The organism is Rahnella sp. PD12R (assembly GCF_019200965.1).
GTDB classification, from domain to species: Bacteria; Pseudomonadota; Gammaproteobacteria; order Enterobacterales; family Enterobacteriaceae; genus Rahnella; species Rahnella laticis.
The window spans coordinates 368,061-392,187 of record NZ_JAHTMS010000004.1; the positions used below are offsets into that span (position 1 = coordinate 368,061).

The window sequence follows — 24,127 nt, forward strand, 5'->3', positions numbered from 1 at the left end:
GTTAAGATGAGTCAAAACGTTTATCAATTTGTCGACTTACAGCGTGTTGATCCGCCTAAAAAAGCGCTGAAGATCCGTAAAATTGAGTTTGTGGAAATTTACGAGCCGTTCTCAGCAACTCAGGCTGCATCGCAGGCAGACCGCTGCCTGTCTTGTGGCAACCCTTACTGCGAATGGAAATGTCCGGTACATAACTACATTCCGAACTGGCTGAAGCTGGCAAACGAAGGCCGCATCATGGAAGCGGCAGATCTCGCGCATCAGACCAACAGCCTGCCGGAAGTTTGCGGACGCGTTTGTCCGCAGGACCGGCTCTGCGAAGGTTCCTGCACGCTGAATGATGAATTCGGCGCGGTGACTATCGGTAACATCGAGCGCTACATCAACGATAAAGCGATCGAGATGGGCTGGCGTCCGGATATGTCTCACGTACACCCGACCGGTAAACGCGTGGCAATTATCGGCGCAGGTCCGGCAGGCTTAGCCTGTGCTGACGTGCTGACCCGTAACGGCGTGAAAGCGGTGGTTTACGATCGTCATCCGGAAATCGGTGGCTTGCTGACATTCGGTATTCCGGCCTTCAAGCTGGAAAAATCAGTGATGACCAAGCGTCGTGAAATCTTCACCGAGATGGGTATCGAGTTCCAGCTCAATACGGAAGTCGGCAAAGACATCACGATGGAAGCCCTGCTGGCAGAATATGATTCTGTCTTCCTCGGCGTCGGAACTTATCAGTCCATGCGCGGTGGCTTACAGAACGAAGATGCGCCGGGTGTTTACGACGCCCTTCCATTCCTCATCGCTAACACCAAACAGCTGATGGGCTACGACGACAGCCAGGAAGAGCCTTACGTCACGATGGATAAGAAACGCGTTGTGGTTCTGGGCGGTGGTGACACAGCGATGGACTGTGTGCGTACTTCAATCCGTCAAGGTGCAACGCATGTGACCTGTGCGTATCGCCGTGACGAAGAAAACATGCCTGGCTCACGCCGTGAAGTGAAGAATGCCCGCGAAGAAGGCGTTGATTTCAAATTCAACCTGCAACCGCTGAGCATCGAACTGAACGATTCTGGCCGCGTGTGTGGCGTGCGGATGGCCCGCACTGAACTCGGTGCGCCAGATGCTGCCGGCCGTCGCCGTGCAGAAATCGTGGCCGGTTCCGAGCATGTGATGGAGGCTGATGCCGTGGTGATGGCGTTTGGTTTCCGCCCTCACAAAATGGAATGGCTCGCGTCGCACGACGTAGAACTCGATTCATCCGGACGCATTGTGGCACCGGAAGGCAGCGACAACGCTTTCCAGACCAGCAACCCGAAAATCTTCGCCGGTGGCGATGCGGTTCGCGGATCTGATCTGGTGGTAACGGCGATTGCCGAAGGCCGTAAGGCCGCAGAAGGCATCATGAATTACCTCGAAGTGTAATTTCATTTTGCCCTTCACGAAGGCCGCGAAAGCGGCCTTTTTTATGGGGTACGGTGATGCCCGTCGCTAAATTCAGGCAATAAAAAACCCCGCGTTGCAACGCAGGGTTTTAGCCGGACTAACATGACAAGCGCAGTGTTATTTCACAACGCGCAGTGCCGGGCGACCACCGCGTGGCGGAGCCGGCGGTTCATCATCCGGATCTTCTTCAGCCACATCGGGCAAATCGCCATCAATGACTGACATGGTCGGCTCTGAGGGCTCTTCCACACTCAGATCGCCATCAAAGGCGCCTTCGGCTTCGTAAGCAGGTTCAGGCTCGAACATGGTACCGGCTCCGTTCTCACGGGCATAAATTGCCAGAACGGCGGCAATCGGTACAAAAACGTTACGCGGTACGCCACCAAAACGTGCATTGAAGCGTACATCGTCGTTGCCCAGTTCGAGATTGCCGACAGCGCGCGGCGCAACGTTCAGAACAATTTGTCCGTCACGCGCAAACTCCATCGGCACCATCACGCCAGGCATTGTCACGTCAACCACCAGATGCGGGGTTAACTGGTTGTCGAGCAACCAGTCATAAAAAGCCCGCAGCAGATAAGGGCGACGCGGAGACATGTCGGTCATCTCCATACCTTAACCTCGGGTATGCAAACGCATTTCGCGCTCGGGTTCGGTCAGGGAAGCCAGGAATGCATCACGCTCAAAGACGCGAGTCATATAACCTTTCAGCTCTTTAGAACCGGCACCTGACAGCTCGATGCCCAGTTCTGGCAAACGCCACAGCAGCGGAGCCAGGTAACAATCGACCAGGCTGAACTCTTCGCTTTTGAAGTAAGGCATGTAGGAGAAGATTGGCGCAATCGCCAGCAACTCTTCGCGAAGTTGTTTACGCGCGGCATCCGCTTCGGTCGCAGAACCTTGCTCGATTTGACGCATCAGAGAATACCAGTCGTTTTCGATGCGATGCATCATCAGACGGCTCTCACCACGGGCAACCGGGTAAACCGGCATCAGTGGTGGATGCGGGAAACGCTCATCAAGATATTCCATGATGATGCGGGATTCGAACAGCGTCAGCTCACGATCGACCAGCGTTGGCACGGTGCGATAAGGGTTGAGGTCAATAAGATCCTGCGGCAGGTGATCCATCTCAACCTGCTCGATCTCGACACTGACACCTTTCTCCGCCAGTACGATACGTACTTGATGGCTAAAAATGTCGGTCGGGCCGGAAAACAGCGTCATTACCGAACGTTTGTTGGCAGCGACAGCCATGAAAACCTCCAAGTTTATCTAGAATATTACAGCGAGTTATCGCCAGCCTGCAGTTTTTGTCCCGTAGTTTCATAGACAACCATTGGCAAGGCGAACCCAGCCAGGAAGCGCGGCAACGTCAACTGCTCGGCGAATAGGCACAAAAGTGTGTGATAGTTTACCAGATTTTACGCACGCTGTGGGGGACGCTGAGACGATTTCATGGTGAATTGTGTGTCAGGAGATCTTTTCTTCCGAAAAACCGGAATAGCGGGCATAAAAAAACCCGGTGAAACACCGGGTTTTTGACGCTGATTTTCGTGCCGAAGCACTGAGCTGCATAAGCAGCAGAAAATTAACGTTTGGAGAACTGAGGACGACGACGTGCTTTACGCAGACCGACTTTCTTACGTTCAACCTGACGAGCATCGCGAGTTACGAAGCCTGCTTTACGCAGTTCGCCACGCAGATTTTCGTCATATTCCATCAGTGCACGGGTGATACCGTGACGGATAGCACCAGCTTGACCGGAGATACCACCACCTTTAACGGTGATGTACAGGTCGAATTTCTCAACCATGTCGACCAGTTCCAGTGGTTGACGAACTACCATGCGGGCAGTTTCACGACCAAAGTACTGTTCCAGGCTACGCTGGTTAATTACGATGTTACCACTACCCGGTTTGATGAAAACACGAGCGGCGGAGCTTTTGCGGCGACCAGTGCCGTAGTATTGATTTTCAGCCATTGCCTATAATCCCGAATTAAATGTCAAGAACTTGCGGTTGTTGCGCCGCATGAGTGTGCTCGTTACCCGCGTAAACTTTCATTTTACGGTACATTGCACGACCCAACGGGCCCTTTGGCAACATGCCTTTAACCGCGAGCTCGATCACGCGTTCAGGACGGCGAGCGATCATCTCTTCAAAGGTCGCTTGCTTGATACCACCGATGTGGCCGGTGTGATGGTAATAAATCTTGTCGTTACGCTTGTTGCCGGTTACAGCAACTTTTTCTGCGTTCAGAACGATGATGTAATCACCAGTATCAACGTGCGGAGTGTATTCCGCTTTATGTTTGCCACGCAGACGGCGGGCCAGTTCAGTGGCCAGGCGACCTAAGGTCTTGCCGGTAGCGTCAACTACGAACCAGTCACGTTGTACGGTTTCCGGTTTAGCTGTAAAAGTTTTCATTAAAAGCTTACCCAATTAAAGTTACACGTTGGCGAACACCCGAACGCTTACTTGTTTATAAAATAAGTATTTGAGGTTCACACGACCATCGTCCAGCAAACCTACCCCTTCGAATAGCCAATGCTGGCACTTATAAAGTTTCGGGAAAAAAACTTTGTAGTAACGTGGGGTCGCAAGATTATAGAGAAGTCCACTGCAAAGATCGAACCCTTTTTCGACAAAAAGAAAGATTTCCCTCAAGTCGCCCGAAGGGTTCGCTTTGCAAAAATGACAAACGCTTTTATATCATAAATCGAACAAATAATAATCAACCTAAAATCACGGCAGATGTGGGCGTTTGAGGTATTCCTCGCTTTGCATCTCCTGAAGACGCGAGAGACAGCGCTGATATTCAAACTTCAGGCGTTCGCCCTGATAAATCTCAAACATCGGCACTGCCGCTGAAATCACCAGTTTCACATGACGTTCATAGAACTCATCGACCAGCGCCAGAAAACGCCTAGCCGCATTCTCGCTGTCAGCAGCCATTACCGGAACGTTATGCAGCAATACGCTGTGATAGATTTTCGACAGCGCAATATAGTCGAGCTGGCTGCGCGCCTCTTCACATAATGTATGGAATTCTACCGCCAGTACGCCGTCTACCGCCGCGAGCGCCTGCAACGGCCGGTGATTCACTTCCAGCATGACCGGTTTAGCACCGGAATCTCCGCTGTGATTGCCGGTCAGTTTCCCCAGCATGCTTTGCATCGCCACCGTCGCTTCCGTGCCCGCCGGAGACAGCCACAAATTCGCCTGCGTTAATGTGCGCAGACGATAATCAATGCCCGCATCCACATTCAGCACGTCACAGTATTCTTTAATCAGATCGATGGCGGGCAGGAAACGCGCGCGCTGCAACCCGTTTCGGTACAGCTGATCTGGGGGAATGTTAGACGTCGCAATCAGCGTGATACCGCGCGCAAATAGCGCCTGTAACAGCGTCGCCAGCAGCATCGCATCGGTAATATCCGAAACAAAAAACTCGTCGAAACACAGAACATCAGTTTCGGCTTTGAATTTATCCGCGATCACTTCCAGCGGATCTTCCTGCCCCTGAAGCTGCGTCAGTTCTTCATGCACACGCAGCATAAAGCGGTGGAAGTGCAGGCGCAGTTTGCGTTCGCCGGGCAGACTGTGGAAAAACAAATCCATCAGCCAGGTTTTACCGCGCCCGACGCCGCCCCACATATAAAGGCCCTGAACCGGGCGTTGGGTCGTTTTAACCGGCGCTTTGCCGAACAAGCGCCCCAGCAAGCTACTGCGTGCTGCCGTGGCAGGCGCCGCCGCTGGCAGAGCGGAAAGTGCCTGATAAATAACATCCAGCTGCGCGACGGCCTGCTTCTGAACGGCATCCGGCTGGAACTCACCGGCATCAACTGCACTCTGATAAAGGGTAAGGGGTGATTTGGGTTGCATCGTAGTTAACGTCCCTGAGAAAAAAATTTTAAGTTTTTCACGTTGTTTAGCCGCTTTTTTGCCGTGGGTTCGCCGCATTTCCCTGCTGTCTGTGTATGAAAAAAACGACAGGTGACAGTGATTTTCCCCGCAGGATTCCACTCTGACAAGGTTAACGGTTATAGTGGAGCTATTGCATGACGAATTCGTGTGACAATTACGTTAAAACCATTGTCCAAAAAAGTTAAGTCATAAAAGTTACGTGAAAAAGCCCTGCGGGACAACGAAGTCAAAATAGGAGTCATTATGACCTGGGAGTATGCACTCATTGGATTAGTGGTCGGTATCGCGATTGGTGCGGTGGCGATGCGCTTTGGTAATCGTAAATTACGTGATCAACAAGTCATGAAAAACGAGCTGGAGAAAAGCAAAGCAGAACTCGATGAATATCGTCAGGAACTGGTGGGCCACTTTGCCCGCAGCGCCGAGTTGCTGGATAACATGGCGACTGATTACCGCCAGCTTTATCAGCATATGGCCAAAAGCTCTAACAACCTGCTGCCGGATATGCCTGAGCAGGATAATCCGTTCAACTACCGTCTGACAGGGTCTGAAGCCGATAACGATCAGGTTCCGGTTCAGATGCCACGCGATTATTCTGACGGCGCATCAGGTCTGTTGCGCGGCGAACGTCCTGTTCGTAAATAACAGACGTCAATAACCGGTGCGGTCCACTGCACCGGTGCTTATAACGGCGCATGTCTCCTGCATGTGCCGTTCTCCTGACCTGATCCTTCCCGTGCTGTGAATCACTGTTCTATTGTCCATAACTGACGTCCATTACAGAAAGCGAGAGAGTTATCGTGATGAAGAAAAAGTCATTTTTGCTCAGTGTGTTAGCTGTTAGCCTTGGATTAACTTTCGCTTCTGCGCCTATGGCGAATGCTGCTTTACCTACGGAAGTTCAGGGACACCCCCTGCCCAGCCTGGCTCCGGTGCTTGAAAAAGTGCTGCCCGCGGTGGTTGGCGTTCAGGTTTCCGGCACGCAACCGCCGAGTGCGGACGTTCCTCCGGAATATAAATTCTTCTTCGGCCAGCAAGATCCTGAGCCGAATAACGGGCCGCAGCCTTTCGAAGGGCTGGGTTCCGGCGTGATTATTGATGCGGCAAAAGGCTACGTGCTCACCAACAACCATGTGGTCAATAACGCCGATAAAATCAGCGTTCAGCTCAATGATGGTCGCGAATACAAAGCCAAACTGATCGGCAAAGACGATCAGTCAGACATTGCCGTAATCCAGCTGATTGATGCCAAAAATCTGACCCAAATAGCGATGGCAGATTCCGATAACCTCCGCGTCGGCGATTTTGCGATTGCCGTGGGTAACCCGTTTGGCCTCGGCCAGACCGTCACATCCGGCATTGTTTCGGCGCTGGGCCGCAGTGGTCTGAATCTTGAAGGGCTGGAAAACTTTATCCAGACCGATGCTTCGATTAACCGCGGTAACTCGGGCGGCGCATTGCTTGACCTAAAAGGTGAACTGATTGGTATCAACACCGCCATTATTTCCTCGCAGGGCGGCAGCGTCGGTATCGGTTTTGCCATTCCGGTTAACATGGCCAAAAATCTCAGCCATCAGTTGATCGAATTCGGCGAAGTGAAGCGCGGTCTGCTGGGTATCCGTGGCAGCGAAATGACACCAGAACTGGCTCAGGCATTTAAGCTGGACAGCCAGCGCGGGGCTTTCGTCAACGAAGTTCTGCCTGATTCTGCTGCGTCGAAAGCGGGTATTAAATCCGGTGACGTGCTGGTGACGTTACAAGGAAAAACCCTGAGCAGTTTCGCTGAATTGCGGGCGAAAGTCGGAACCGCGGGGCCGGGCGTCACCATGCAAATCGGTTTATTGCGCGACGGCAAACCAATGACCGTCAGCGTCACGCTGGATAAAAGCCCGGCGGTGGAAGTCAGCATTGAGAAACTCAATCCGGCACTTCAGGGTGTCACGCTGAGTGACCCGACCGATAAGAACACCAAAGGCGTTCATGTCGATGACGTGAAAAAAGGCACGCCAGCGGATCAGATCGGCCTTGAGAAAGACGATGTCATTATCGGCGTAAACCGTGAGCCTCTCGAGAATCTGGCGGCATTCCGCAAAATCCTCGAAAGCAAACCCGATCTGATCGCGCTGAGTATTTTGCGTAAAGGTCAAAATATCTATTTATTCATGCCGTAATGCGCTGAAAATCGGACGCAGATGCTGCTGCGTCCGATTAACTCATGCTATCCTTCAGTCACTTTTCCTCTCGCATCCCATATATCCATGTTTGTTAAGCTATTGAGATCTGCTGTTATCGGCCTGATTGTTGCTGGCATTTTGCTGGCGGCGGTCCCTATGTTGCGTAAAAACATCTCAGAACCGATATTTAACCGTAATTTCAATCAGGACAGCGAACAGCCTGTCAGCTTTAACGGCGGTGTCCGTCATGCGGCGCCTGCGGTTGTGAATGTCTACAACCGCAATATGGGAAACAGTTCGCAAAACGAGCTGGCGATCCGCACGCTGGGTTCCGGCGTGATCATGAATGACAACGGCTATATCCTCACCAACAAACATGTGGTGAATAATGCCGACCAGATTATTGTTGCCTTGCAGGATGGCCGCGTTTTTGAAGCCCTGCTGGTGGGTTCAGACAGCCTGACCGATCTGGCCGTTCTGAAAATCAACGCCGGCAACTTGCCGGTAATTCCGATTAACCCGCGCAGAACGCCGCACGTTGGCGATGTGGTCATGGCGATCGGCAACCCCTACAACCTCGGCCAGACCGTGACACAGGGCATTATCAGTGCCACCGGTCGTATCGGTCTCAGCCCTTCAGGCCGTCAGAATTTTCTTCAAACCGATGCTTCAATCAACCAGGGGAACTCCGGCGGTGCGCTGGTCAACTCACTGGGTGAGCTGATGGGCATCAATACCCTGTCCTTTGACCAGAGCAACGACGGCGCGACGCCGGAAGGCATTGGCTTTGCCATCCCGACGGCGCTGGCGACCAAGGTGATGGGCAAGCTCATCCGCGATGGTCGCGTCATTCGCGGGTATATCGGCATCAGCGGGCGTGAAGTTTCGCCACTGCACGGACCGAACAGCGGGCTGGATCATATTCAGGGAATTGTGGTGAACGAAGTAACCGCCAACGGCCCGGCGGCGAATGCGGGAATGCAGGTCAGCGATGTAATTGTTAACGTGAATAATAAGCCTGCGATTTCCGCCATCGAAACCATGGATCAGGTGGCCGAAGTCCGTCCTGGCACAGTGATCCCGGTTGAGATTATGCGTAACGGGCAGAAGCTGACGTTGCAGGTCACTGTGCAGGAATATCCTGAACACTGATTGACGTAACCGCTGAAAAATAACGAAAAAGCCGGAAAGGTTTCCCCTTCCGGCTTTTTTTAATGTGTGCGGCGTAAAGTTTACTCGCCTTTAAAACGCTCAATTTTAGCGCCGAGCTGACGCAGTTTATCTTCGATGCGCTCGTAACCACGATCGATGTGATAAATACGGTCAACGACGGTCACGCCTTCTGCGATACAACCGGCCAGGACCAGGCTGGCAGACGCGCGTAAATCCGTCGCCATTACCTGCGCGCCAGACAGTTTCTCAACGCCGTGGCAAATCAGGGTGCTGCCTTCGATTTCAGCATGCGCGCCCATACGGATAAGCTCAGGGATGTGCATGAAGCGGTTTTCGAAGATAGTTTCGGTAATCACACCGGTACCTTCCGCCACCAGATTCAGCAGGCTGAATTGTGCCTGCATATCAGTCGGGAAGCCCGGATGCGGCGCAGTGCGGAAGTTGACTGCTTTAGCGCGTTTGCCATGCATGTCGAGACTGATCCAGTCTTCGCCCACTTCGATATCGGCACCGGCTTCACGCAGTTTTGCCAGTACGGCATCCAGCGTGTCAGGACGGGCTTCACGGCAGGTAATTTTGCCACCGGAAATGGCCGCTGCAACCAGGAAAGTCCCGGTTTCGATGCGGTCAGGAACAACACGGTAAACACCGCCACCCAGACGTGCGACGCCTTCGATGGTGATCTTATCGGTGCCCGCGCCGGTGATTTTTGCACCCAGCGTGTTAAGGAAATTAGCGGTATCGACAATTTCCGGCTCACGCGCGGCGTTTTCAATAATGGTCGTGCCTTCCGCCAGGGTCGCTGCGCTCATGATGGTCACGGTCGCGCCCACGCTGACTTTGTCCATTACGATATGCGCGCCTTTCAGACGGCCATCAACGGACGCTTTTACATAACCTTCTTCCAGCACGATAGTCGCACCGAGCTGTTCCAGGCCGGTAATGTGCAGGTCAACAGGACGCGCGCCAATCGCACAGCCGCCCGGCAGGGAAACTTCACCACGACCAAAACGCGCCACCAGAGGACCGAGAGCCCAGATGGAGGCACGCATGGTTTTCACCAGATCATAAGGCGCGCAAAACTCGTTTACCGCGCTGGCATCCACGAACACAGAACCGTTGCGTTCGATTTTGGTGCCTAACTGGCTCAGTAATTTGATGGTGGTATCGATGTCTTTCAGGTGAGGAACGTTCTGGAGTTCAACAGGTTCCTCAGCAAGCAGTGCGGCAAACAAAATAGGAAGTGCGGCATTTTTTGCACCAGAGATAGTAACTTCGCCACTCAGACGAGTCCCACCCTGTACACGAAATTTATCCATTATGACTGCTCTCTTAAATTTCAACTCTGATTAAATACGAGGAAGCTGCCGGCGCTCCGGCAGTCTTATAAACCGCTCAGTTTACGGTCACGCGCCCATTCTTCCGGGGTATAAGCCTTAATAGACAGCGCATGAATTCTATTGTCGGCGATGTATTCCATCAGCGGGGCGTAAACGGTCTGCTGTTTTTTCACGCGGCTCATGCCATCAAACATCGCACCAACGACAATGGCCTGAAAATGACTGCCATCGCCAGTAATGTGGGCTTCATCCAGTGCCAACGCGTTCATCAGCACTTCTTTAATTTCACTCGTTTCCATAGGGATCTATTCTTCTGAAGAATCATAACAGCCCGATATCTTATAGGGATCGGACCAAATCTTAAACCACGAAAAAGCCCCTGAGGAAGAGTTTCGCACAGGGGCTTTATGGACATTAAGGCAACGATTTACATCACGCCGCCTAACCTCCCGTAACTGTTCACTTATTTGCCAGTGAATCAGTCGGGATAATGTCCTGAAGATTATACAAAGCAATCAGCGTATGCAGCCGGTCGGTAATGCCCGCGATGGTCAGCGAACTACCCTGCTGGCTAGCTTCTTCACGAAGATGTACTAACAGCGCCAGACCCGAAGAATCCACGCGTTCCAGCCCCGACACATCCAGAGTGGTCACGCCGGACATCAGTTTTTTACGCGCATCCCAAAAAGCCACCAGCGTTTCGCGATCCAACTCACCCTGCAAGGTCAGTCGCGGCGGCTGCGATTCCCAGCGCAGAGCTTCACTCATTATTGCTTATCCAGAGTGATCGGCTGAGCAGCGGCTTGTTTCAGACGGGCAGTCAGGCCATCAATACCTTTCTGACGCAGGATATCCGCCCACTCGTTCTGCTTGGTCGAAATCATGCTCACGCCTTCTGCGATCATGTCATATGCCTGCCATTCACCGGTGCGGCTGTTTTTACGCCACTGGAAATCCAGACGTACTGGCGGACGGCCATTGGGATCGGTGATGGTGACGCGGATAGCGATGATATCTTTGTCCGCATAAGACTGTTCTGGCTGCACGGTGTAGCTCTGGCCGTTGTACATCGCCAGCGCCTGACCATAGGCCTGCTGCAAATATTCAGAGAACGCTGCAAAGTATGCGTCACGTTGTGCAGGCGTTGCCTGTTGGTAATAGCGGCCTAATACCAGCGCACCGGCATATTTAATCTGCACGTACGGCAGCAGTTCATCACGAACAATCTGGCGCAGGTAGTTAGGATCCTGCTTGATTTTCGGCTGTTCGGTTTTCAGGCGGGTGAAGGTTTTGTTCGCCGCTTCATTCATCACGCTGTAAGGGTTGGTTTTGTCCACAGCGGCGTTGGCCAGCGGAGCCATAACCACCAGCAGTGCAGCGATCACTAAACGTTTAAACATACTTATTTTCCTCTTTTATGGAGAATCCGTGATGGCAATTCTTAATGGGCAGCCGGCTGTGGCGCCGTATTAGCGTCAGGTGCAGGTGCGGCATTCCCTTCAGGTGCTGCCGGAGCAGCCGTTGCATCAGGATCAGCCTTGCCGTCGCCGCTCTTATAAAGGAACTGGCCAATCAGGTCTTCGAGAACCAGTGCGGATTTCGTGTCCTGAATGACGCCACCATTTTTAAGGATAGTCGTTCCCATCTCCGGGTCCTCAAATCCAATGTTCAGTGCCAGGAATTGTTCACCCAGTAAACCCGAGGTACGGATAGCCAGTGTACTGGTGCTTGGGATCTGGTTGTATTTCTGGTCGATATCCATTTCCACACGCGGAGAATAATTTTTATCCAGCGTAATGCTGCTGACGCGGCCGATCACCACGCCGCCAACTTTCACCGGAGAGCCGCTTTTCAGGCCGCCGATATTGTCGAAGTCCGCAGAAATACGGTAAGTCGGATCCGAACCGATAGAACGGATGTCAGCCACTTTCAGGCACAAAAAGACCACCGCGATCAATGCGATGATTAAAAATGCGCCAACCCAAATCTCACTCTTTTTCGTTTGCATGGTTTAATTTCCAAACATCAGTGCTGTCAGCACAAAATCCAATCCCAGCACCGCCAGTGACGAATGCACCACAGTACGTGTCGTTGCCCGGCTGATCCCTTCGGATGTCGGGATCGCATCATAGCCATTGAACAACGCAATCCAGGTCACGGTGATAGCGAAAACAAGGCTTTTAATCAGGCAGTTAAGCAGATCTGTCCGCCAGTCTACGGCAGTTTGCATCGCAGACCAGAAGAAACCGCTGTCGATACCCTTCCAGTCCACACCAACCAGTGAACCGCCCCAAATCCCGACAGCAACGAAAATCGCCGTCAGCAGGGGCATGGAAATCAGACCGGCCCAGAAGCGCGGCGCCACAACGCGGCGCAGCGGATCAATCGCCATCATTTCCAGGCTGGAGATTTGCTCAGTGGCTTTCATCAGACCCAGTTCAGCGGTTAACGCAGAACCCGCGCGTCCGGCAAACAGCAGCGCGGTCACGACCGGGCCCAGTTCACGCAACAGCGACAACGCCACCATCATGCCCAGACTGGCTTCGGCACTGTACGTGGTCAAAATGAGGTATCCCTGCAACCCCAGAACCATGCCGATGAACAGCCCGGAAACCAGAATGATTAACAGAGAAAGCACGCCAACGCTGTAGAGCTGCTTTATCAGCAGCGGCCATTGTTTGGCAAATTGCGGCTTACCGACTAATGCCCGGAAGAGCATTAAACCGGCACGGCCAAAGGACGCACAGGTGTTTATCCCGCTGCGCCCGACTGAGGCTAATGCCTTAATTAACATGGGTACTCCATCATCCGAGCAGCTCGGTTTTGTAATCACCGGCAGGGAAACGGAAAGGAACCGGTCCATCGGCAATACCATCAAGGAACTGGCGAACCCGCGGATCAGGATTATTTTGCAGCTCCTCAGGCGTTCCTTCAGCAATAACATGTTGTGCTGCAACAATATACGCGTAATCCGCAATGCTCAGCACTTCAGGAACGTCATGGGAAACCACAATACAGGTCACGCCCAGCGCATGGTTCAGCTCGTCGATCAGTTTGACCAGCACACCCATCGTGATCGGGTCTTGCCCCACGAAAGGCTCATCGAACATGATGAGTTCAGGATCAAGCGCAATGGCACGCGCCAGCGCGACACGACGCGCCATGCCGCCGGATAATTCCGCCGGCATCAGTTCACCGGCACCGCGCAGCCCGACGGCTTCAAGCTTCATGGTCACGGTACTGCGCAGTAATGCCTCAGGCAATTTACTGTGCTCGCGCAGCGGGAACGCGACATTTTCGAACACATTGAGGTCAGTAAACAATGCACCGGACTGAAACAGCATGCTCATTTTTTTGCGTGATTCGTAAAGCTTTCGGCGTGACAGCGCAGGAATGTTATCTCCGTCAAACCAGATTTCACCTTTATCCGGCGTAAGCTGGCCGCCGATAAGACGCAGGAGCGTCGTTTTACCGATCCCCGAAGGCCCCATAATGGCGGTGACTTTGCCTTTCGGCACGGTCATGTTTATCTCTTCGAAAATGGGACGATCGCCGCGCACGAAACTCATGCCTTTGATCTCAACCAGATTCGATTCGCTTTGACTCATTCAGTTTATCCCTTCGGAATGCTTTCGCTAAGAATACGTCTGACCCGGGTGGGGCGTCGTATAACTTTGGTATTTTTACAAAAACTTACCCCGCTTTCGTTACCAAAGTTGCCATCGATTTACTTTTCCGTCACAGACGGTCAAAATCAACGAATTACCATTTTAAATTAAAAGCCTTCATCGTCTAACATACAGGAACCTGCTGGCCACGTTTTCAGACAAAATGTTGCCTTAGCTCATGTTGACGAAGGAATCGCCTGCCTTTCAAGGCAACGAACCTCGCATTATACCCAATAAAGGATGTTTCATGCTTCTCGCTATCGTACTGATGATTGTCGGCCTGTTACTGCTTGTTTACGCCGCCGATCGTCTGGTGTACGGAGCCGCTGTGCTGGCACGCTCGCTGGGCATGCCGCCACTGGTGATTGGCATGACCGTCGTCGGCGTGGGCATATCACTGCCTGAACTGGTGGTTTCCACCACCGCCGCCATCAACGATCAAATGGATTTGGCCGTTGGAAACGCAATTGGTTCGAATATCATTAATATTCTTCTGATTTTGGGCGGCGCCGCCCTGATTCATCCACTTTCCGTTCGTTCTGATATATTACGCCGCGAACTCCCTCTATTGTTACTGGTCACAGCGCTGTGCGGTTTTCTGCTGAGCGACGGCGAACTCAGCCGGTTCGATGGCGTTTTACTGCTGGCCAGTGCCGCCGCGTTTATGATGCTGGTGATAAAAATCGCCCGCGCGGCTGAAAAAGAGGGGCTGGACACGCTGACGTACGAGCAAATGTCTGAACTTCCGCAAGACAGCAGCAACACCGTGGCATTTCTGTGGCTGGCATTGGGCTTTATCATCATGCCACTGGCGTCGGGCATGATTGTCGACAACAGTACAGTGATTGCACGATATTTAGGCGTGAGCGAACTGGTGATTGGGCTGACGGTCATCGCTATCGGCACCAGCCTGCCGGAACTGGCGACGTTTATCGCCGGTGCAATTAAAGGTGAAGATGATATCGCGCTGGGCAATATCATCGGCGCCAATATTTTTAACACCTGCCTGGTGCTGGGATTACCTGCACTGGTGGCACCGGGTTCGTTCAACCCGGATGCGTTTCACCGCGACTACTGGGTGATGCTGGCGGTCAGCGTGGTGCTTTCCGGTTTGTGCCTGATGCGCAAACACCGGATCGGGCATATGGCCGGCGCATTATTGCTGTGCGGATTTATCGCCTACATGGCGGTGCTGTTCCTGTTACCGGACAGCATTGCCTTCTGAACTCTGTCAGGAATTGACTATGGCTAACTTTACCTTCGCCTCCGACTTTGATTTCCAGGCCGTCGGGCGTGATGTGCTGAAAACAGAACGTGAAGGACTTGAGCAGTTAGATCAATACATTAACGGTGACTTTACCCGTGCGTGCGAAAAAATCTTCGGTTGCACCGGAAAAGTCGTCGTGATGGGTATGGGCAAATCCGGTCATATTGGCCGCAAGATGGCCGCCACATTCGCCAGTACCGGGACTCCGGCATTTTTTGTCCACCCGGGTGAAGCCAGTCACGGCGATCTGGGCATGGTATCAAAGCAGGACATCGTTATCCTGATTTCCAACTCCGGCGAGGCGCATGAAATTCTGGGGCTGATCCCGGTCCTGAAACGGCTGAGCATTACGCTTATCTGCATGACGTCCAATCCGGAAAGCACGATGGGTAAAGCCGCCGATGTGCATCTTTGCGTCCGTGTGCCGAAAGAGGCCTGCCCGCTGGGGCTGGCGCCGACCAGCAGCACCACCGCTGTTTTGGTCATGGGCGACGCGCTCGCCGTAGCGCTGCTTGAAGCCCGCGGATTTACCCCTGAAGATTTCGCCCTGTCACACCCCGGCGGAGCACTGGGTCGCAAGCTCTTATTGCGCGTCAGCGATATCATGCACACCGGCGATGAAATCCCGCACGTCAGCCGTGATGCTTCTTTGCGCGATGCTCTTCTGGAAATCACCCGCAAAAATCTGGGCATGACGGTCATCTGCAACGATTTGATGAAAATCGAAGGGATCTTTACCGATGGTGATTTACGCCGCATCTTTGATATGGGCGTGAACATTAATAATGCGGCGATTGCCGATGTGATGACGACCGGCGGGATCCGCGTTCGCCCTTCGCTTCTGGCGGTTGATGCACTGAATCTGATGCAGGAAAAACACATTACCTGCGTAATGGTTGCTGATAGTGACCAGTTGTTAGGTGTGTTACATATGCACGATATGCTGCGCGCTGGCGTAGTTTAATTGAGGAATAGCCCGAATGAGTAATAGCGCAGCCCTGGTGGAGACCTTCTACGGTCCGGTCAGCGCCCACGTGCTGGAACGCGCCAAAGCCGTTCGCCTGCTGATTTGCGATGTGGACGGCGTCATGTCCGACGGCCTGATCTACATGGGAAATCAGGGCGAAGAGCTGAAAAGTTTTAACGTTCGCGACGGTTATGGCATCCGTTGCCTGCTGACATCTGACATTGAGGTCGCGATTATTACAGGCCGCAATGCGAAATTACTGGAAGATCGCGCTAAAACCCTCGGTATCCGCCACTTGTATCAGGGGCAATCGGATAAGCTTTTGGCCTTCCGCGAACTGTTAGATACACTGTCCCTGCGGGCTGAAGAAGTAGCGTATATCGGGGATGACCTGATTGACTGGCCGGTTATGGCCGAAGTCGGTCTTTCCGTAGCGGTTCAGGATGCACATCCGATCCTGTTGCCGAAGGCCGATTACGTTACCCGTATCGCCGGCGGACGTGGTGCCGTACGCGAATTGTGTGACCTGATTCTGCTGGCGCAGGGCAAGCTGGAGGACGCCAAAGGGCTGTCGATATGAGTAAAACAAAACTTTGGATTATCCTTGTTCTGACGGCCATCGTTCTGATTCTGGTGGGCTGGTCATTGTCTGACAGCAGCGATGACGCTCCGCAGGCGGTTAACGATCAGGATCCCACTTATCAGAGCGCCCACACGGTCACGATGGTCTATGACCCGACGGGCAGCCTGACGTATAAACTGGTTTCAGACCAGGTAAAATACTACGCCGCCGATCAGGTGACGTGGTTTACCAACCCGGTCGCGACAATGTATGACAAGAATAAAACACCAACCTGGGTGCTGCGTTCTGATAAAGCCAAGTTGACTCAGGATAAGATGCTCTATCTTTACGGGCATGTGCAGGGCGATAGCCTGACGCCTGAGACGTCACAGCTTCAAAGAATCAAAACGGATAATGCCCGGGTTAACCTGACGACACAGGACGTTGCCTCAGACGATGAAGTAACGCTTTATGGCACAGGTTTTACATCTAACGGCATGAAAATGCGCGGTAATCTGCGTGATAAGACAGCACAGCTGATCGAAAAGGTAACGACCTCTTATGAAATTCAAAGCAAAAAATAAAATCCGTGATCTCCTGATCGTCAGCTCGTTGTTAGCCGTGAGCATTCCGGCCTTCGCCTTAAAAGATGACACGACGAAACCGATCACCATTGATTCCGCCAATCAGGCGCTGGATGTGAACACCAACACGGCCACCTTCACCGGTAACGTTGTGGTCAATCAGGGCACCATTCAGGTTAAAGCCGATAAAGTGGTCGTTATCCGTCCTCAGGGCGTTTCCGGCAAAGAAGTGGTGGAAGGTTACGGTAATCCGGTGACATTTTACCAGATGCAGGACAACGGCAAGCCAGTGAAAGGCCATGCGCAGAAAGTCCGCTATGAAGTGGAAAACGATCTCGTGACCCTGACCGGTAACGCGTACCTCGAACAGCTCGACAGCAACGTGAAAGGCGACCGTATTACCTATCTGGTGCAGAAACAGCAAATGGAAGCCTTCAGTGATAAAGGCAACCGTGTGACGACCGTTCTGGTTCCTTCGCAGCTGCAACAAAAAACGCCTGCCGCGGGCGGCCAGCCGACCAAAAAGAGTAACTGATATTTTATGGCAAAATTAATCGCAGAGAATCTGGCCAAGGCATACAAAGGCCGCAAGGTCGTTGAAGATGTCAGCCTGAATGTCAATTCGGGAGAAATCGTCGGCTTGCTGGGGCCAAACGGTGCGGGTAAAACCACCACCTTCTACATGGTCGTCGGGATTGTGCAACGTGATGCGGGCCGTATTATCGTTGACGATGAAGACATCAGCCTTTTGCCATTGCATACCCGCGCCCGTCGCGGCATTGGGTATCTTCCGCAGGAAGCCTCCATCTTCCGTCGTCTCAGCGTGTTTGATAACCTGATGGCCGTGTTGCAAATTCGTGACGACCTGACCAAAGAGCAGCGTAACGACCGCGCCAATGAGTTAATGGAAGAGTTCCATATTTCCCATTTGCGCGATAACCTCGGTCAGTCATTGTCCGGTGGTGAACGTCGCCGTGTTGAGATTGCCCGCGCGCTGGCAGCGAATCCTAAGTTTATCCTGCTGGATGAACCTTTCGCCGGGGTTGACCCGATTTCCGTCATCGACATCAAAAAAATCATTGAGCATTTGCGTGACAGCGGCCTCGGCGTGCTGATCACTGACCACAACGTTCGCGAAACTCTCGACGTTTGTGAGCGTGCCTATATCGTCAGTCAGGGGAAATTGATCGCCCACGGCACGCCAGCCGACATTCTTGCTGATGAACAGGTTAAACGCGTTTATCTTGGTGAAGAATTCCGTCTGTGATCTGTGCCGCCGGAACCGTGCCCGTTTCGACGTAAAGTCTGACGGGAGGTCTCTGACAGAAGTTACTCAGTTTGTAATCAACGGAAATAAAACCAAGATATGAAGCAAGGTTTGCAACTCAGACTCAGCCAACAACTGGCAATGACTCCTCAGTTACAACAGGCAATCCGCCTGTTGCAACTGTCCACGCTTGAGCTCCAACAGGAGATCCAACTCGCGCTGGAGAGCAACCCTCTGCTGGAACAAACCGACCTTCATGATGAAATCGATTCGGTAGAAGCCACCGACAACGAAGCGTTAGATACACGCGAAGCGCTCGAACAGAAAGACATGCCCGAAGAGCTGCCGCTGGATGCCACCTGGGACGAGATTTATACCGCGGGCACGCCTTCCGGCACCGGCAACGATTACAGCGACGACGAGCTGCCAATTTATCAGGGTGAAACCACGCAGACGCTTCAGGATTACCTGATGTGGCAGGTGGAGCTGACGCCGTTTTCCGACACCGATGCCGCGATTGCCACGTCCATTGTCGACGCGGTAGACGATACCGGCTATCTGACCGTTTCCCTTGACGACATCCTCGAAAGCATCGGTGACGACAACGTCAGCATGGACGAAGTCGAGGCCGTTTTGAAACGCGTACAGCGTTTTGATCCGGTCGGTGTGGCGGCGCGTGACCTGCGTGACTGCCTGCTGATCCAGCTTTCGCAGTACGCCACAGACACGCCTTTCATCACCGAAGCACGCCTGATTATCAGCGAACATCTGGATTTGCTGGCGAACCATGATTTCCGCGCACTTATGCGTTCAACCCGGCTAAAAGAAGATACACTGAAAGGAGCGATGCTTCTGATTCAGTCTCTTGATCCGCGTCCGGGCCAGTCGATTAACACCGGTGAATCCGAATATGTGATCCCCGATGTGCTGGTGCGAAAAGTGTCCGGTGTCTGGACGGTAGAACTGAACTCCGACAGCATTCCGCGTTTGAAGATCAACCAGCAATACGCCGCGATGGGCAATTCCGCGCGCAGCGACAGCGACGGACAGTTCATCCGCAGCAATTTGCAGGAAGCCAAATGGCTGATCAAAAGCCTGGAAAGCCGCAACGATACGCTGCTGAAAGTGACGCGCTGCATCGTTGAGCAGCAGCAGGCGTTCTTTGAGTTAGGTGAAGAATTTATGAAACCCATGGTGTTGGCAGATATCGCCAGCGCCGTGGAAATGCATGAATCGACGATTTCACGTGTGACGACGCAGAAGTTTCTGCACAGCCCGCGTGGCATTTTCGAACTGAAGTATTTTTTCTCCAGCCATGTCAGTACAGACAGCGGCGGCGAGGCATCGTCAACCGCGATCCGGGCGCTGGTGAAGAAATTAATCGCAGCGGAGAATCCTGTAAAACCGCTCAGTGACAGTAAGTTAGCCACCCTGCTTTCCGATCAGGGAATTATGGTGGCGCGCCGGACTGTCGCCAAATACCGAGAGTCTTTGTCCATCCCGCCCTCAAACCAGCGTAAACAGTTAGTTTGACCTCAACAGAGAAGGAAGACATTATGCAGCTCAACATTACCGGACATCACATTGAGATCACGGATCCCCTGAGAGAATTCATCACGTCGAAGCTGGCCAAGCTTGAGCAGTATTTCGACCGGATAAATCAGGTGTATGTGGTGTTGAGCGTTGAAAAGGTGCAAAAAGTAGCGGAAGCCACTTTGCATGTGAACGGAGGCGAGTTGCATGCCACCTCGGAGCATCAGGATATGTACGCGGCAATTGACGGCCTGGTTGATAAACTGGCCCGCCAGCTGAACAAGCACAAAGACAAACTGAAACAGCACTGACATTCATGTAGCCAACCCTGTGCTACAAACCTTCGGGCATCGGCTTGTGACCTTCGGGAAACGAGCCGATATAGCTTCAAGGGTGAAACAGCGCCAAAGTGAAGATGACATGATTAACGATACTGCAATGCAATTAACGTCGGTGCTTAATGCCGAATGCACCAAAAGCGGCGTTCATTGCGCCAGCAAAAAACGCGCACTGGAAATCATCAGTGAGCTGGCGGCCAAACAGCTAAATTTATCGCCGCAGGTGATTTTTGACGCCATTTTGACCCGTGAACGCATGGGCAGCACCGGGATCGGTGCCGGGATCGCCATTCCGCACGGAAAGCTGGAAGAAGACACTTTACGTGCCGTCGGGGTGTTCATTCAGCTTGAACAACCGATCGCTTTTGACGCTATCGATAATCAGCCTGTGGATTTGCTTTTTGCCTTGCTGGTTCCGGCAGATCAATGTAAAACCCATTTACATACCTTGTCTTTAGTCGCCAAAAAACTGGCGGATAAAGGGGTGTGTCGTCGTCTGCGCGGAGCGCAAAGTGACGAAGAACTGTTCCAGATAATGACTGAAAACGAATAAATTACTGATTCCCGGTTGCGCGCCGGGAAAATGAATTCTGAACACTGAATGCCAGGGGAGTGACACCATGGTGCTGATGATTGTCAGCGGCCGTTCCGGTTCCGGGAAGTCGGTTGCCCTAAGGGCATTGGAAGACATGGGTTTTTACTGTGTGGATAACCTGCCGGTAGTGTTATTGCCGCAGCTCGCCCAGACCCTTGTTGAACGCAATACGTCAGCGGCCGTCAGCATTGACGTTCGCAACATGCCAGAAACACCGGAAGTTTATGAGCATGCGATGTCACAGCTGCCGGAAAGCTTTTCACCACAGCTGCTGTTCCTCGACGCTGACCGTAATACCCTGATCCGCCGTTACAGCGACACCCGTCGTCTGCACCCGCTTTCCAGCAAAAACCTGTCCCTTGAAAGTGCAATCGATGAAGAAGCCGATTTGCTGGAGCCTTTGCGCTCTTCCGCGGATCTGATCATCGACACCTCCGAGATGTCCGTTCACGAACTGGCTGAAATGCTGCGTACGCGCCTGCTGGGCAAACGCGAACGTGAACTGACCATGGTCTTTGAATCCTTTGGTTTCAAACACGGTATTCCAATTGATGCGGATTACGTTTTCGACGTGCGTTTCCTGCCAAACCCGCACTGGGACCCGAAACTGCGTCCGATGACCGGTCTCGACAAACCGGTCGCTGCGTTCCTCGACCGTCATACCGAAGTCCATAACTTTATCTACCAGACGCGCAGCTACCTTGAACAATGGCTGCCCGCGCTGGAAACCAACAACCGCAGTTATCTGACCGTCGCCATTGGCTGTACCGGCGGTAAGCACCGTTCGGTGTATATCGCAGAACAGCTGGCTGACTATTTCCGTTCCCGTGGGAAGAACGTCCAGTCCCGCCATCGCACGCTGGAAAAACGCAAATCATGACGGTTAAACAAACGGTAGAAATCAAAAACCGGTTAGGGATGCACGCCCGTCCGGCGATGAAGTTATTTGAACTGGTACAGAGCTTCGAGTCAGAAGTGATGCTGCGCAACGGCACAGGCATTGAGGCGGAAGCCAGCAGCGTGATTGCATTGCTGATGCTGGATTCCCCGAAAGGCCAGCAGATTGAAATCGAAGCCACCGGCCCCGACGAAGAACAGGCGCTGACCGCCGTCGTCAACCTGATTAATTCCGGTTTCGACGAGGATTAAGACTCCCCACTCTTAGCCAAAGTCATTGGCGTTGCAGCAAGGCAGCAAGCGAGAGAGTCCCGATGAGCTGACATCAGTCAGTGATTCGGGTGAGCGAACGCCGCTAACGCCGCTGCGGCGCCAAGGACGCAGGCTAAATTCGTGAAAGACAGTCGATCGCAATGGCCTTGAAGCTTTCAAAATTCTCACTGCTCAGCAGCCGGCTCATCGAACGCTCCCGCACAAACGTCACGAACAAATCGTAAATCGCCATCGCCTCTTCGTAATCTGCCTTGCTGATCGCCAGCAGGAAAATCACGTGCGCCGTTTCTCCTTCGCCCCAGGCAATGCCCTGCGGTGATAGCAGCGTGATCACCACGGTTTTCTTCGCCAGCAAACCCAGCGAGTGCGGCAACGCAATACCTTCGCCCAGCATGGTCGAGACAATCTCCTCGCGCTCACACACGGACGGGTAAAACGCCTGATCGACATATCCTTCTGCTTCAAGCTGCGAGCAGACATGTCGGAAAAGCTCCGCCTGCGTCATCGGCTCATTGACGATCATGAAGTGTTTTTCGTCGAAGAATTTTTCCAGCATATAAGGCCGGGTGCGGTCGACCAGCACCAGCTTGCCGAGCTGCTCCATCTGGTATTCCGTCGGGAACGGCGACAGCACCACTACCGGTTTATTCTTCTCAGTAATGCGGGCGTTGGAGATAATAAAATCTTCGTCGATGTGTTCCAGCTTCTCGTAATCGCGCAGCGACACAATCTGCTTCATCACCAGTTGCGGATATTTGCGGCTAATCTGCGCCTGAATCATGCGGATGGTCGAATTACCGGTATCGCAGACCAGCATGACCTGCGGATGACGCTGGTAGCCGATGTTGTAATGCCGTTCCAGCCCGACGCCAATATGCAGCACCAGAAAGCCGATTTCATTCTCGCTCAGCGTGTACGGCGTGTATTTCCCCCAGCTTGAGACCGCCGCCAGCGTGACGTCATACGCCATCGGATAATGCTGTTTGATATTGCTCAGCAGCGGATTGGGGATATTAATCTGGTATTTCACCCGCGTAATCATGGTTTTGATGTGCGTCAGCAGATCCGCTCGCAGCTGCTTATCGCCCTGCAAATCATAGTTATAGTGCGAGTTGATGTACGAAAGAATGTAATCGACCAGCGACTCATCGTCGTCGGCGTTAATGTCCGTCGGTAAAATCTGCTGGACGCGGCGGGCGGCGATATTCACCCGCAGATACGCCTCTTCCGAAGCGGGGATTTCCTTACCGACCAGATTTTTCAGCTCCGCCGCCAGCCGCACAGAAACCTGCTTCACCGCCGGATCACCGTCTTCGGCATCAAAATCCGTCAGCGGATAACCGCCGGTAATGCGTTTGATCGCCACGGCGCAATAGAGGATCAGATACTGCTCGCCTTCATCCGTCAGCTGAATGGAAGACTGCGTCAGCAACTGATGCATAAAACGCGTCAGCGGAACTAACGCTTCCGGCTCGAGGCTTTCGGCCTTCAGCAGCGGATTGGTCTGTTCCTCGGCATCCAGCTGAAACAACAAATCGGTCAGACAGGCGCGGATCGCCAGCTCGGCGCCGAACAGTTTCATACCGTATCGCGGTTTGGTTTCGATATTCAGGTGATAGCGCGCCAGATGCTCCCTCACCTCAGCCATATCATTTTGCAGGGTTCCCCGGCTGACAAACCATTCATCGGCCAGATCTTCCAGCTTTAATGAAAAAGCTGAGGTCAAAAAGCGGATCAGCAACGTATTCACCCGTCCGGCGGCGGTGCGCGGCGTCGGGTTCGGTTTGCGTTGCGTTGATTGCTGTAACGACGAAAACAGCGCCGCATCATCGATGCGCAGCTGGTATCCGCTGCCCCGGCTGTGGACAAACGTCGCGCCGTAACCGGCAATGATTTCATTCAGTGCCGTGATGTCAGCGCGCACCGTTCTTGTCGATACCGCCAGACGTTTTGCCAGCTCATCCTGAGGCAGGGTTTCGGTCTGGAGCGCATCGAACAATTGCGCCAGCCGTTGATTGGGAAATCTCACCATTATTCTTCCATATCGTTGCAACGTAGCCCCGTTCCGGCCTTTATAAGGAAAAGATAGAAACGGGGTTTAGTTCTTTTACACG

Annotated in this window: 28 protein-coding genes; 15 read left to right on the forward strand and 13 right to left on the reverse strand. The window is 52.9% G+C overall.

The window, feature by feature from the left end; all coding sequences use genetic code 11:
- Window positions 1-6 precede the first annotated feature (6 nt).
- On the forward strand, window positions 7-1,425 hold the full coding sequence (locus KWG64_RS10935) for a glutamate synthase small subunit (protein ID WP_195815554.1): 1,419 nt from the start codon (window positions 7-9) through the stop codon (window positions 1,423-1,425).
- A 138-nt stretch (window positions 1,426-1,563) separates the two neighbouring features.
- On the opposite strand, the gene sspB is transcribed toward KWG64_RS10935, so the two are convergent.
- From sspB to zapE, 5 genes are all read right to left on the reverse strand, one after another.
- Window positions 1,564-2,058, reverse strand: a complete 495-nt coding sequence (gene sspB, locus KWG64_RS10940) for a ClpXP protease specificity-enhancing factor (RefSeq protein WP_218521901.1) — start codon at window positions 2,056-2,058, stop codon at window positions 1,564-1,566.
- A 3-nt stretch (window positions 2,059-2,061) separates the two neighbouring features.
- Window positions 2,062-2,703 carry a stringent starvation protein SspA gene (gene sspA, locus KWG64_RS10945; RefSeq protein WP_104924272.1) on the reverse strand — a complete coding sequence of 214 codons (642 nt, stop codon included), beginning with the start codon at window positions 2,701-2,703 and terminating at the stop codon, window positions 2,062-2,064.
- Between the two features lie 334 nt (window positions 2,704-3,037).
- Complete coding sequence (gene rpsI, locus KWG64_RS10950) at window positions 3,038-3,430, reverse strand: 30S ribosomal protein S9 (protein WP_013577238.1); 393 nt, start codon at window positions 3,428-3,430, stop codon at window positions 3,038-3,040.
- A 16-nt stretch (window positions 3,431-3,446) separates the two neighbouring features.
- Window positions 3,447-3,875 carry a 50S ribosomal protein L13 gene (gene rplM / locus KWG64_RS10955; protein ID WP_013577239.1) on the reverse strand — a complete coding sequence of 143 codons (429 nt, stop codon included), beginning with the start codon at window positions 3,873-3,875 and terminating at the stop codon, window positions 3,447-3,449.
- A gap of 318 nt (window positions 3,876-4,193) precedes the next feature.
- Window positions 4,194-5,333 (reverse strand): cell division protein ZapE, encoded by a 1,140-nt coding sequence (zapE, locus tag KWG64_RS10960; RefSeq protein ID WP_218521902.1) that lies wholly within the window; start codon window positions 5,331-5,333, stop codon window positions 4,194-4,196.
- Between the two features lie 285 nt (window positions 5,334-5,618).
- On the opposite strand from zapE, the gene zapG reads away from it, so the two are divergent.
- From zapG to degS, 3 genes are all read left to right on the forward strand, one after another.
- Entirely contained in the window at window positions 5,619-6,020 is a 402-nt protein-coding gene (zapG, locus tag KWG64_RS10965; RefSeq protein WP_013577242.1) for a Z-ring associated protein ZapG, read from the forward strand.
- Between the two features lie 158 nt (window positions 6,021-6,178).
- The gene (gene degQ, locus KWG64_RS10970) at window positions 6,179-7,546 is read left to right on the forward strand and encodes a serine endoprotease DegQ (protein ID WP_218521921.1); all 1,368 of its coding nucleotides are present in this window, start codon (window positions 6,179-6,181) and stop codon (window positions 7,544-7,546) included.
- An 87-nt stretch (window positions 7,547-7,633) separates the two neighbouring features.
- The gene (gene degS / locus KWG64_RS10975; RefSeq protein ID WP_195815551.1) at window positions 7,634-8,701 is read left to right on the forward strand and encodes an outer membrane-stress sensor serine endopeptidase DegS; all 1,068 of its coding nucleotides are present in this window, start codon (window positions 7,634-7,636) and stop codon (window positions 8,699-8,701) included.
- Window positions 8,702-8,781: 80 nt separating this feature from the next.
- Here degS and murA read toward each other — a convergent pair whose 3' ends face one another.
- From murA to mlaF, 7 genes are all read right to left on the reverse strand, one after another.
- Window positions 8,782-10,041 carry a UDP-N-acetylglucosamine 1-carboxyvinyltransferase gene (murA, locus tag KWG64_RS10980; protein WP_195815550.1) on the reverse strand — a complete coding sequence of 420 codons (1,260 nt, stop codon included), beginning with the start codon at window positions 10,039-10,041 and terminating at the stop codon, window positions 8,782-8,784.
- 65 nt (window positions 10,042-10,106) lie between these two features.
- Complete coding sequence (gene ibaG / locus KWG64_RS10985; RefSeq protein ID WP_152327328.1) at window positions 10,107-10,361, reverse strand: BolA family iron metabolism protein IbaG; 255 nt, start codon at window positions 10,359-10,361, stop codon at window positions 10,107-10,109.
- 160 nt (window positions 10,362-10,521) lie between these two features.
- Window positions 10,522-10,830, reverse strand: a complete 309-nt coding sequence (mlaB, locus tag KWG64_RS10990) for a lipid asymmetry maintenance protein MlaB (RefSeq protein ID WP_195815549.1) — start codon at window positions 10,828-10,830, stop codon at window positions 10,522-10,524.
- On the reverse strand, window positions 10,830-11,462 hold the full coding sequence (mlaC, locus tag KWG64_RS10995) for a phospholipid-binding protein MlaC (protein ID WP_152327330.1): 633 nt from the start codon (window positions 11,460-11,462) through the stop codon (window positions 10,830-10,832). The genes mlaB and mlaC overlap by 1 nt, the downstream gene beginning before the upstream one ends.
- 41 nt (window positions 11,463-11,503) lie before the next feature.
- A complete protein-coding gene (gene mlaD, locus KWG64_RS11000; protein WP_195815548.1) occupies window positions 11,504-12,070 on the reverse strand; it encodes an outer membrane lipid asymmetry maintenance protein MlaD in 567 nt (188 codons plus the stop codon).
- A 3-nt stretch (window positions 12,071-12,073) separates the two neighbouring features.
- Window positions 12,074-12,856, reverse strand: a complete 783-nt coding sequence (gene mlaE, locus KWG64_RS11005) for a lipid asymmetry maintenance ABC transporter permease subunit MlaE (RefSeq protein ID WP_152327332.1) — start codon at window positions 12,854-12,856, stop codon at window positions 12,074-12,076.
- Between the two features lie 10 nt (window positions 12,857-12,866).
- Window positions 12,867-13,670 (reverse strand): phospholipid ABC transporter ATP-binding protein MlaF, encoded by an 804-nt coding sequence (gene mlaF, locus KWG64_RS11010; protein ID WP_195815547.1) that lies wholly within the window; start codon window positions 13,668-13,670, stop codon window positions 12,867-12,869.
- A gap of 307 nt (window positions 13,671-13,977) precedes the next feature.
- Between mlaF and KWG64_RS11015 the strand changes: the two genes are divergently transcribed.
- The 11 genes from KWG64_RS11015 to npr all read left to right on the forward strand — a co-directional run bounded on the left by KWG64_RS11015 (window position 13,978) and on the right by npr (window position 21,992).
- Window positions 13,978-14,955 (forward strand): calcium/sodium antiporter, encoded by a 978-nt coding sequence (locus KWG64_RS11015; protein WP_218521903.1) that lies wholly within the window; start codon window positions 13,978-13,980, stop codon window positions 14,953-14,955.
- A gap of 19 nt (window positions 14,956-14,974) precedes the next feature.
- Window positions 14,975-15,961, forward strand: coding sequence for an arabinose-5-phosphate isomerase KdsD (kdsD, locus tag KWG64_RS11020; protein WP_218521904.1), 987 nt, complete (start codon window positions 14,975-14,977; stop codon window positions 15,959-15,961).
- A 16-nt stretch (window positions 15,962-15,977) separates the two neighbouring features.
- The gene (kdsC, locus tag KWG64_RS11025; RefSeq protein ID WP_218521905.1) at window positions 15,978-16,544 is read left to right on the forward strand and encodes a 3-deoxy-manno-octulosonate-8-phosphatase KdsC; all 567 of its coding nucleotides are present in this window, start codon (window positions 15,978-15,980) and stop codon (window positions 16,542-16,544) included.
- Window positions 16,541-17,110, forward strand: coding sequence for an LPS export ABC transporter periplasmic protein LptC (gene lptC / locus KWG64_RS11030; protein WP_195825214.1), 570 nt, complete (start codon window positions 16,541-16,543; stop codon window positions 17,108-17,110). Before kdsC ends, lptC begins: the two co-directional genes overlap by 4 nt.
- The gene (lptA, locus tag KWG64_RS11035) at window positions 17,088-17,645 is read left to right on the forward strand and encodes a lipopolysaccharide ABC transporter substrate-binding protein LptA (protein WP_152327338.1); all 558 of its coding nucleotides are present in this window, start codon (window positions 17,088-17,090) and stop codon (window positions 17,643-17,645) included. Before lptC ends, lptA begins: the two co-directional genes overlap by 23 nt.
- A 6-nt stretch (window positions 17,646-17,651) precedes the next feature.
- Complete coding sequence (lptB, locus tag KWG64_RS11040) at window positions 17,652-18,377, forward strand: LPS export ABC transporter ATP-binding protein (protein WP_195815542.1); 726 nt, start codon at window positions 17,652-17,654, stop codon at window positions 18,375-18,377.
- Between the two features lie 99 nt (window positions 18,378-18,476).
- Entirely contained in the window at window positions 18,477-19,910 is a 1,434-nt protein-coding gene (gene rpoN / locus KWG64_RS11045) for an RNA polymerase factor sigma-54 (protein WP_195815541.1), read from the forward strand.
- A gap of 23 nt (window positions 19,911-19,933) precedes the next feature.
- On the forward strand, window positions 19,934-20,221 hold the full coding sequence (gene hpf, locus KWG64_RS11050) for a ribosome hibernation promoting factor (protein WP_013577259.1): 288 nt from the start codon (window positions 19,934-19,936) through the stop codon (window positions 20,219-20,221).
- 109 nt (window positions 20,222-20,330) lie between these two features.
- Window positions 20,331-20,801, forward strand: coding sequence for a PTS IIA-like nitrogen regulatory protein PtsN (gene ptsN, locus KWG64_RS11055; RefSeq protein ID WP_152327340.1), 471 nt, complete (start codon window positions 20,331-20,333; stop codon window positions 20,799-20,801).
- A 67-nt stretch (window positions 20,802-20,868) separates the two neighbouring features.
- Window positions 20,869-21,723 carry an RNase adapter RapZ gene (gene rapZ, locus KWG64_RS11060; RefSeq protein ID WP_101074959.1) on the forward strand — a complete coding sequence of 285 codons (855 nt, stop codon included), beginning with the start codon at window positions 20,869-20,871 and terminating at the stop codon, window positions 21,721-21,723.
- Complete coding sequence (gene npr / locus KWG64_RS11065; RefSeq protein ID WP_056776243.1) at window positions 21,720-21,992, forward strand: PTS phosphocarrier protein NPr; 273 nt, start codon at window positions 21,720-21,722, stop codon at window positions 21,990-21,992. Before rapZ ends, npr begins: the two co-directional genes overlap by 4 nt.
- 133 nt (window positions 21,993-22,125) lie before the next feature.
- Here the strand turns inward: npr and KWG64_RS11070 are convergent, their stop codons facing one another.
- Complete coding sequence (locus KWG64_RS11070) at window positions 22,126-24,045, reverse strand: transcription antiterminator (protein ID WP_195815540.1); 1,920 nt, start codon at window positions 24,043-24,045, stop codon at window positions 22,126-22,128.
- Between the last annotated feature and the right edge of the window lie 82 nt (window positions 24,046-24,127).

What these genes read in the sequence shown, in the direction of transcription:
- KWG64_RS10935 (WP_195815554.1), top strand. Translation starts at nt 7, where the DNA reads ATGAGTCAAAACGTTTATCAATTTGTCGACTTACAGCGTGTTGATCCG.
- sspB (WP_218521901.1), bottom strand. Translation starts at nt 2,058, where the DNA reads ATGGAGATGACCGACATGTCTCCGCGTCGCCCTTATCTGCTGCGGGCT.
- sspA (WP_104924272.1), bottom strand. Translation starts at nt 2,703, where the DNA reads ATGGCTGTCGCTGCCAACAAACGTTCGGTAATGACGCTGTTTTCCGGC.
- rpsI (WP_013577238.1), bottom strand. Translation starts at nt 3,430, where the DNA reads ATGGCTGAAAATCAATACTACGGCACTGGTCGCCGCAAAAGCTCCGCC.
- rplM (WP_013577239.1), bottom strand. Translation starts at nt 3,875, where the DNA reads ATGAAAACTTTTACAGCTAAACCGGAAACCGTACAACGTGACTGGTTC.
- zapE (WP_218521902.1), bottom strand. Translation starts at nt 5,333, where the DNA reads ATGCAACCCAAATCACCCCTTACCCTTTATCAGAGTGCAGTTGATGCC.
- zapG (WP_013577242.1), top strand. Translation starts at nt 5,619, where the DNA reads ATGACCTGGGAGTATGCACTCATTGGATTAGTGGTCGGTATCGCGATT.
- degQ (WP_218521921.1), top strand. Translation starts at nt 6,179, where the DNA reads ATGAAGAAAAAGTCATTTTTGCTCAGTGTGTTAGCTGTTAGCCTTGGA.
- degS (WP_195815551.1), top strand. Translation starts at nt 7,634, where the DNA reads ATGTTTGTTAAGCTATTGAGATCTGCTGTTATCGGCCTGATTGTTGCT.
- murA (WP_195815550.1), bottom strand. Translation starts at nt 10,041, where the DNA reads ATGGATAAATTTCGTGTACAGGGTGGGACTCGTCTGAGTGGCGAAGTT.
- ibaG (WP_152327328.1), bottom strand. Translation starts at nt 10,361, where the DNA reads ATGGAAACGAGTGAAATTAAAGAAGTGCTGATGAACGCGTTGGCACTG.
- mlaB (WP_195815549.1), bottom strand. Translation starts at nt 10,830, where the DNA reads ATGAGTGAAGCTCTGCGCTGGGAATCGCAGCCGCCGCGACTGACCTTG.
- mlaC (WP_152327330.1), bottom strand. Translation starts at nt 11,462, where the DNA reads ATGTTTAAACGTTTAGTGATCGCTGCACTGCTGGTGGTTATGGCTCCG.
- mlaD (WP_195815548.1), bottom strand. Translation starts at nt 12,070, where the DNA reads ATGCAAACGAAAAAGAGTGAGATTTGGGTTGGCGCATTTTTAATCATC.
- mlaE (WP_152327332.1), bottom strand. Translation starts at nt 12,856, where the DNA reads ATGTTAATTAAGGCATTAGCCTCAGTCGGGCGCAGCGGGATAAACACC.
- mlaF (WP_195815547.1), bottom strand. Translation starts at nt 13,670, where the DNA reads ATGAGTCAAAGCGAATCGAATCTGGTTGAGATCAAAGGCATGAGTTTC.
- KWG64_RS11015 (WP_218521903.1), top strand. Translation starts at nt 13,978, where the DNA reads ATGCTTCTCGCTATCGTACTGATGATTGTCGGCCTGTTACTGCTTGTT.
- kdsD (WP_218521904.1), top strand. Translation starts at nt 14,975, where the DNA reads ATGGCTAACTTTACCTTCGCCTCCGACTTTGATTTCCAGGCCGTCGGG.
- kdsC (WP_218521905.1), top strand. Translation starts at nt 15,978, where the DNA reads ATGAGTAATAGCGCAGCCCTGGTGGAGACCTTCTACGGTCCGGTCAGC.
- lptC (WP_195825214.1), top strand. Translation starts at nt 16,541, where the DNA reads ATGAGTAAAACAAAACTTTGGATTATCCTTGTTCTGACGGCCATCGTT.
- lptA (WP_152327338.1), top strand. Translation starts at nt 17,088, where the DNA reads ATGAAATTCAAAGCAAAAAATAAAATCCGTGATCTCCTGATCGTCAGC.
- lptB (WP_195815542.1), top strand. Translation starts at nt 17,652, where the DNA reads ATGGCAAAATTAATCGCAGAGAATCTGGCCAAGGCATACAAAGGCCGC.
- rpoN (WP_195815541.1), top strand. Translation starts at nt 18,477, where the DNA reads ATGAAGCAAGGTTTGCAACTCAGACTCAGCCAACAACTGGCAATGACT.
- hpf (WP_013577259.1), top strand. Translation starts at nt 19,934, where the DNA reads ATGCAGCTCAACATTACCGGACATCACATTGAGATCACGGATCCCCTG.
- ptsN (WP_152327340.1), top strand. Translation starts at nt 20,331, where the DNA reads ATGATTAACGATACTGCAATGCAATTAACGTCGGTGCTTAATGCCGAA.
- rapZ (WP_101074959.1), top strand. Translation starts at nt 20,869, where the DNA reads ATGGTGCTGATGATTGTCAGCGGCCGTTCCGGTTCCGGGAAGTCGGTT.
- npr (WP_056776243.1), top strand. Translation starts at nt 21,720, where the DNA reads ATGACGGTTAAACAAACGGTAGAAATCAAAAACCGGTTAGGGATGCAC.
- KWG64_RS11070 (WP_195815540.1), bottom strand. Translation starts at nt 24,045, where the DNA reads ATGGTGAGATTTCCCAATCAACGGCTGGCGCAATTGTTCGATGCGCTC.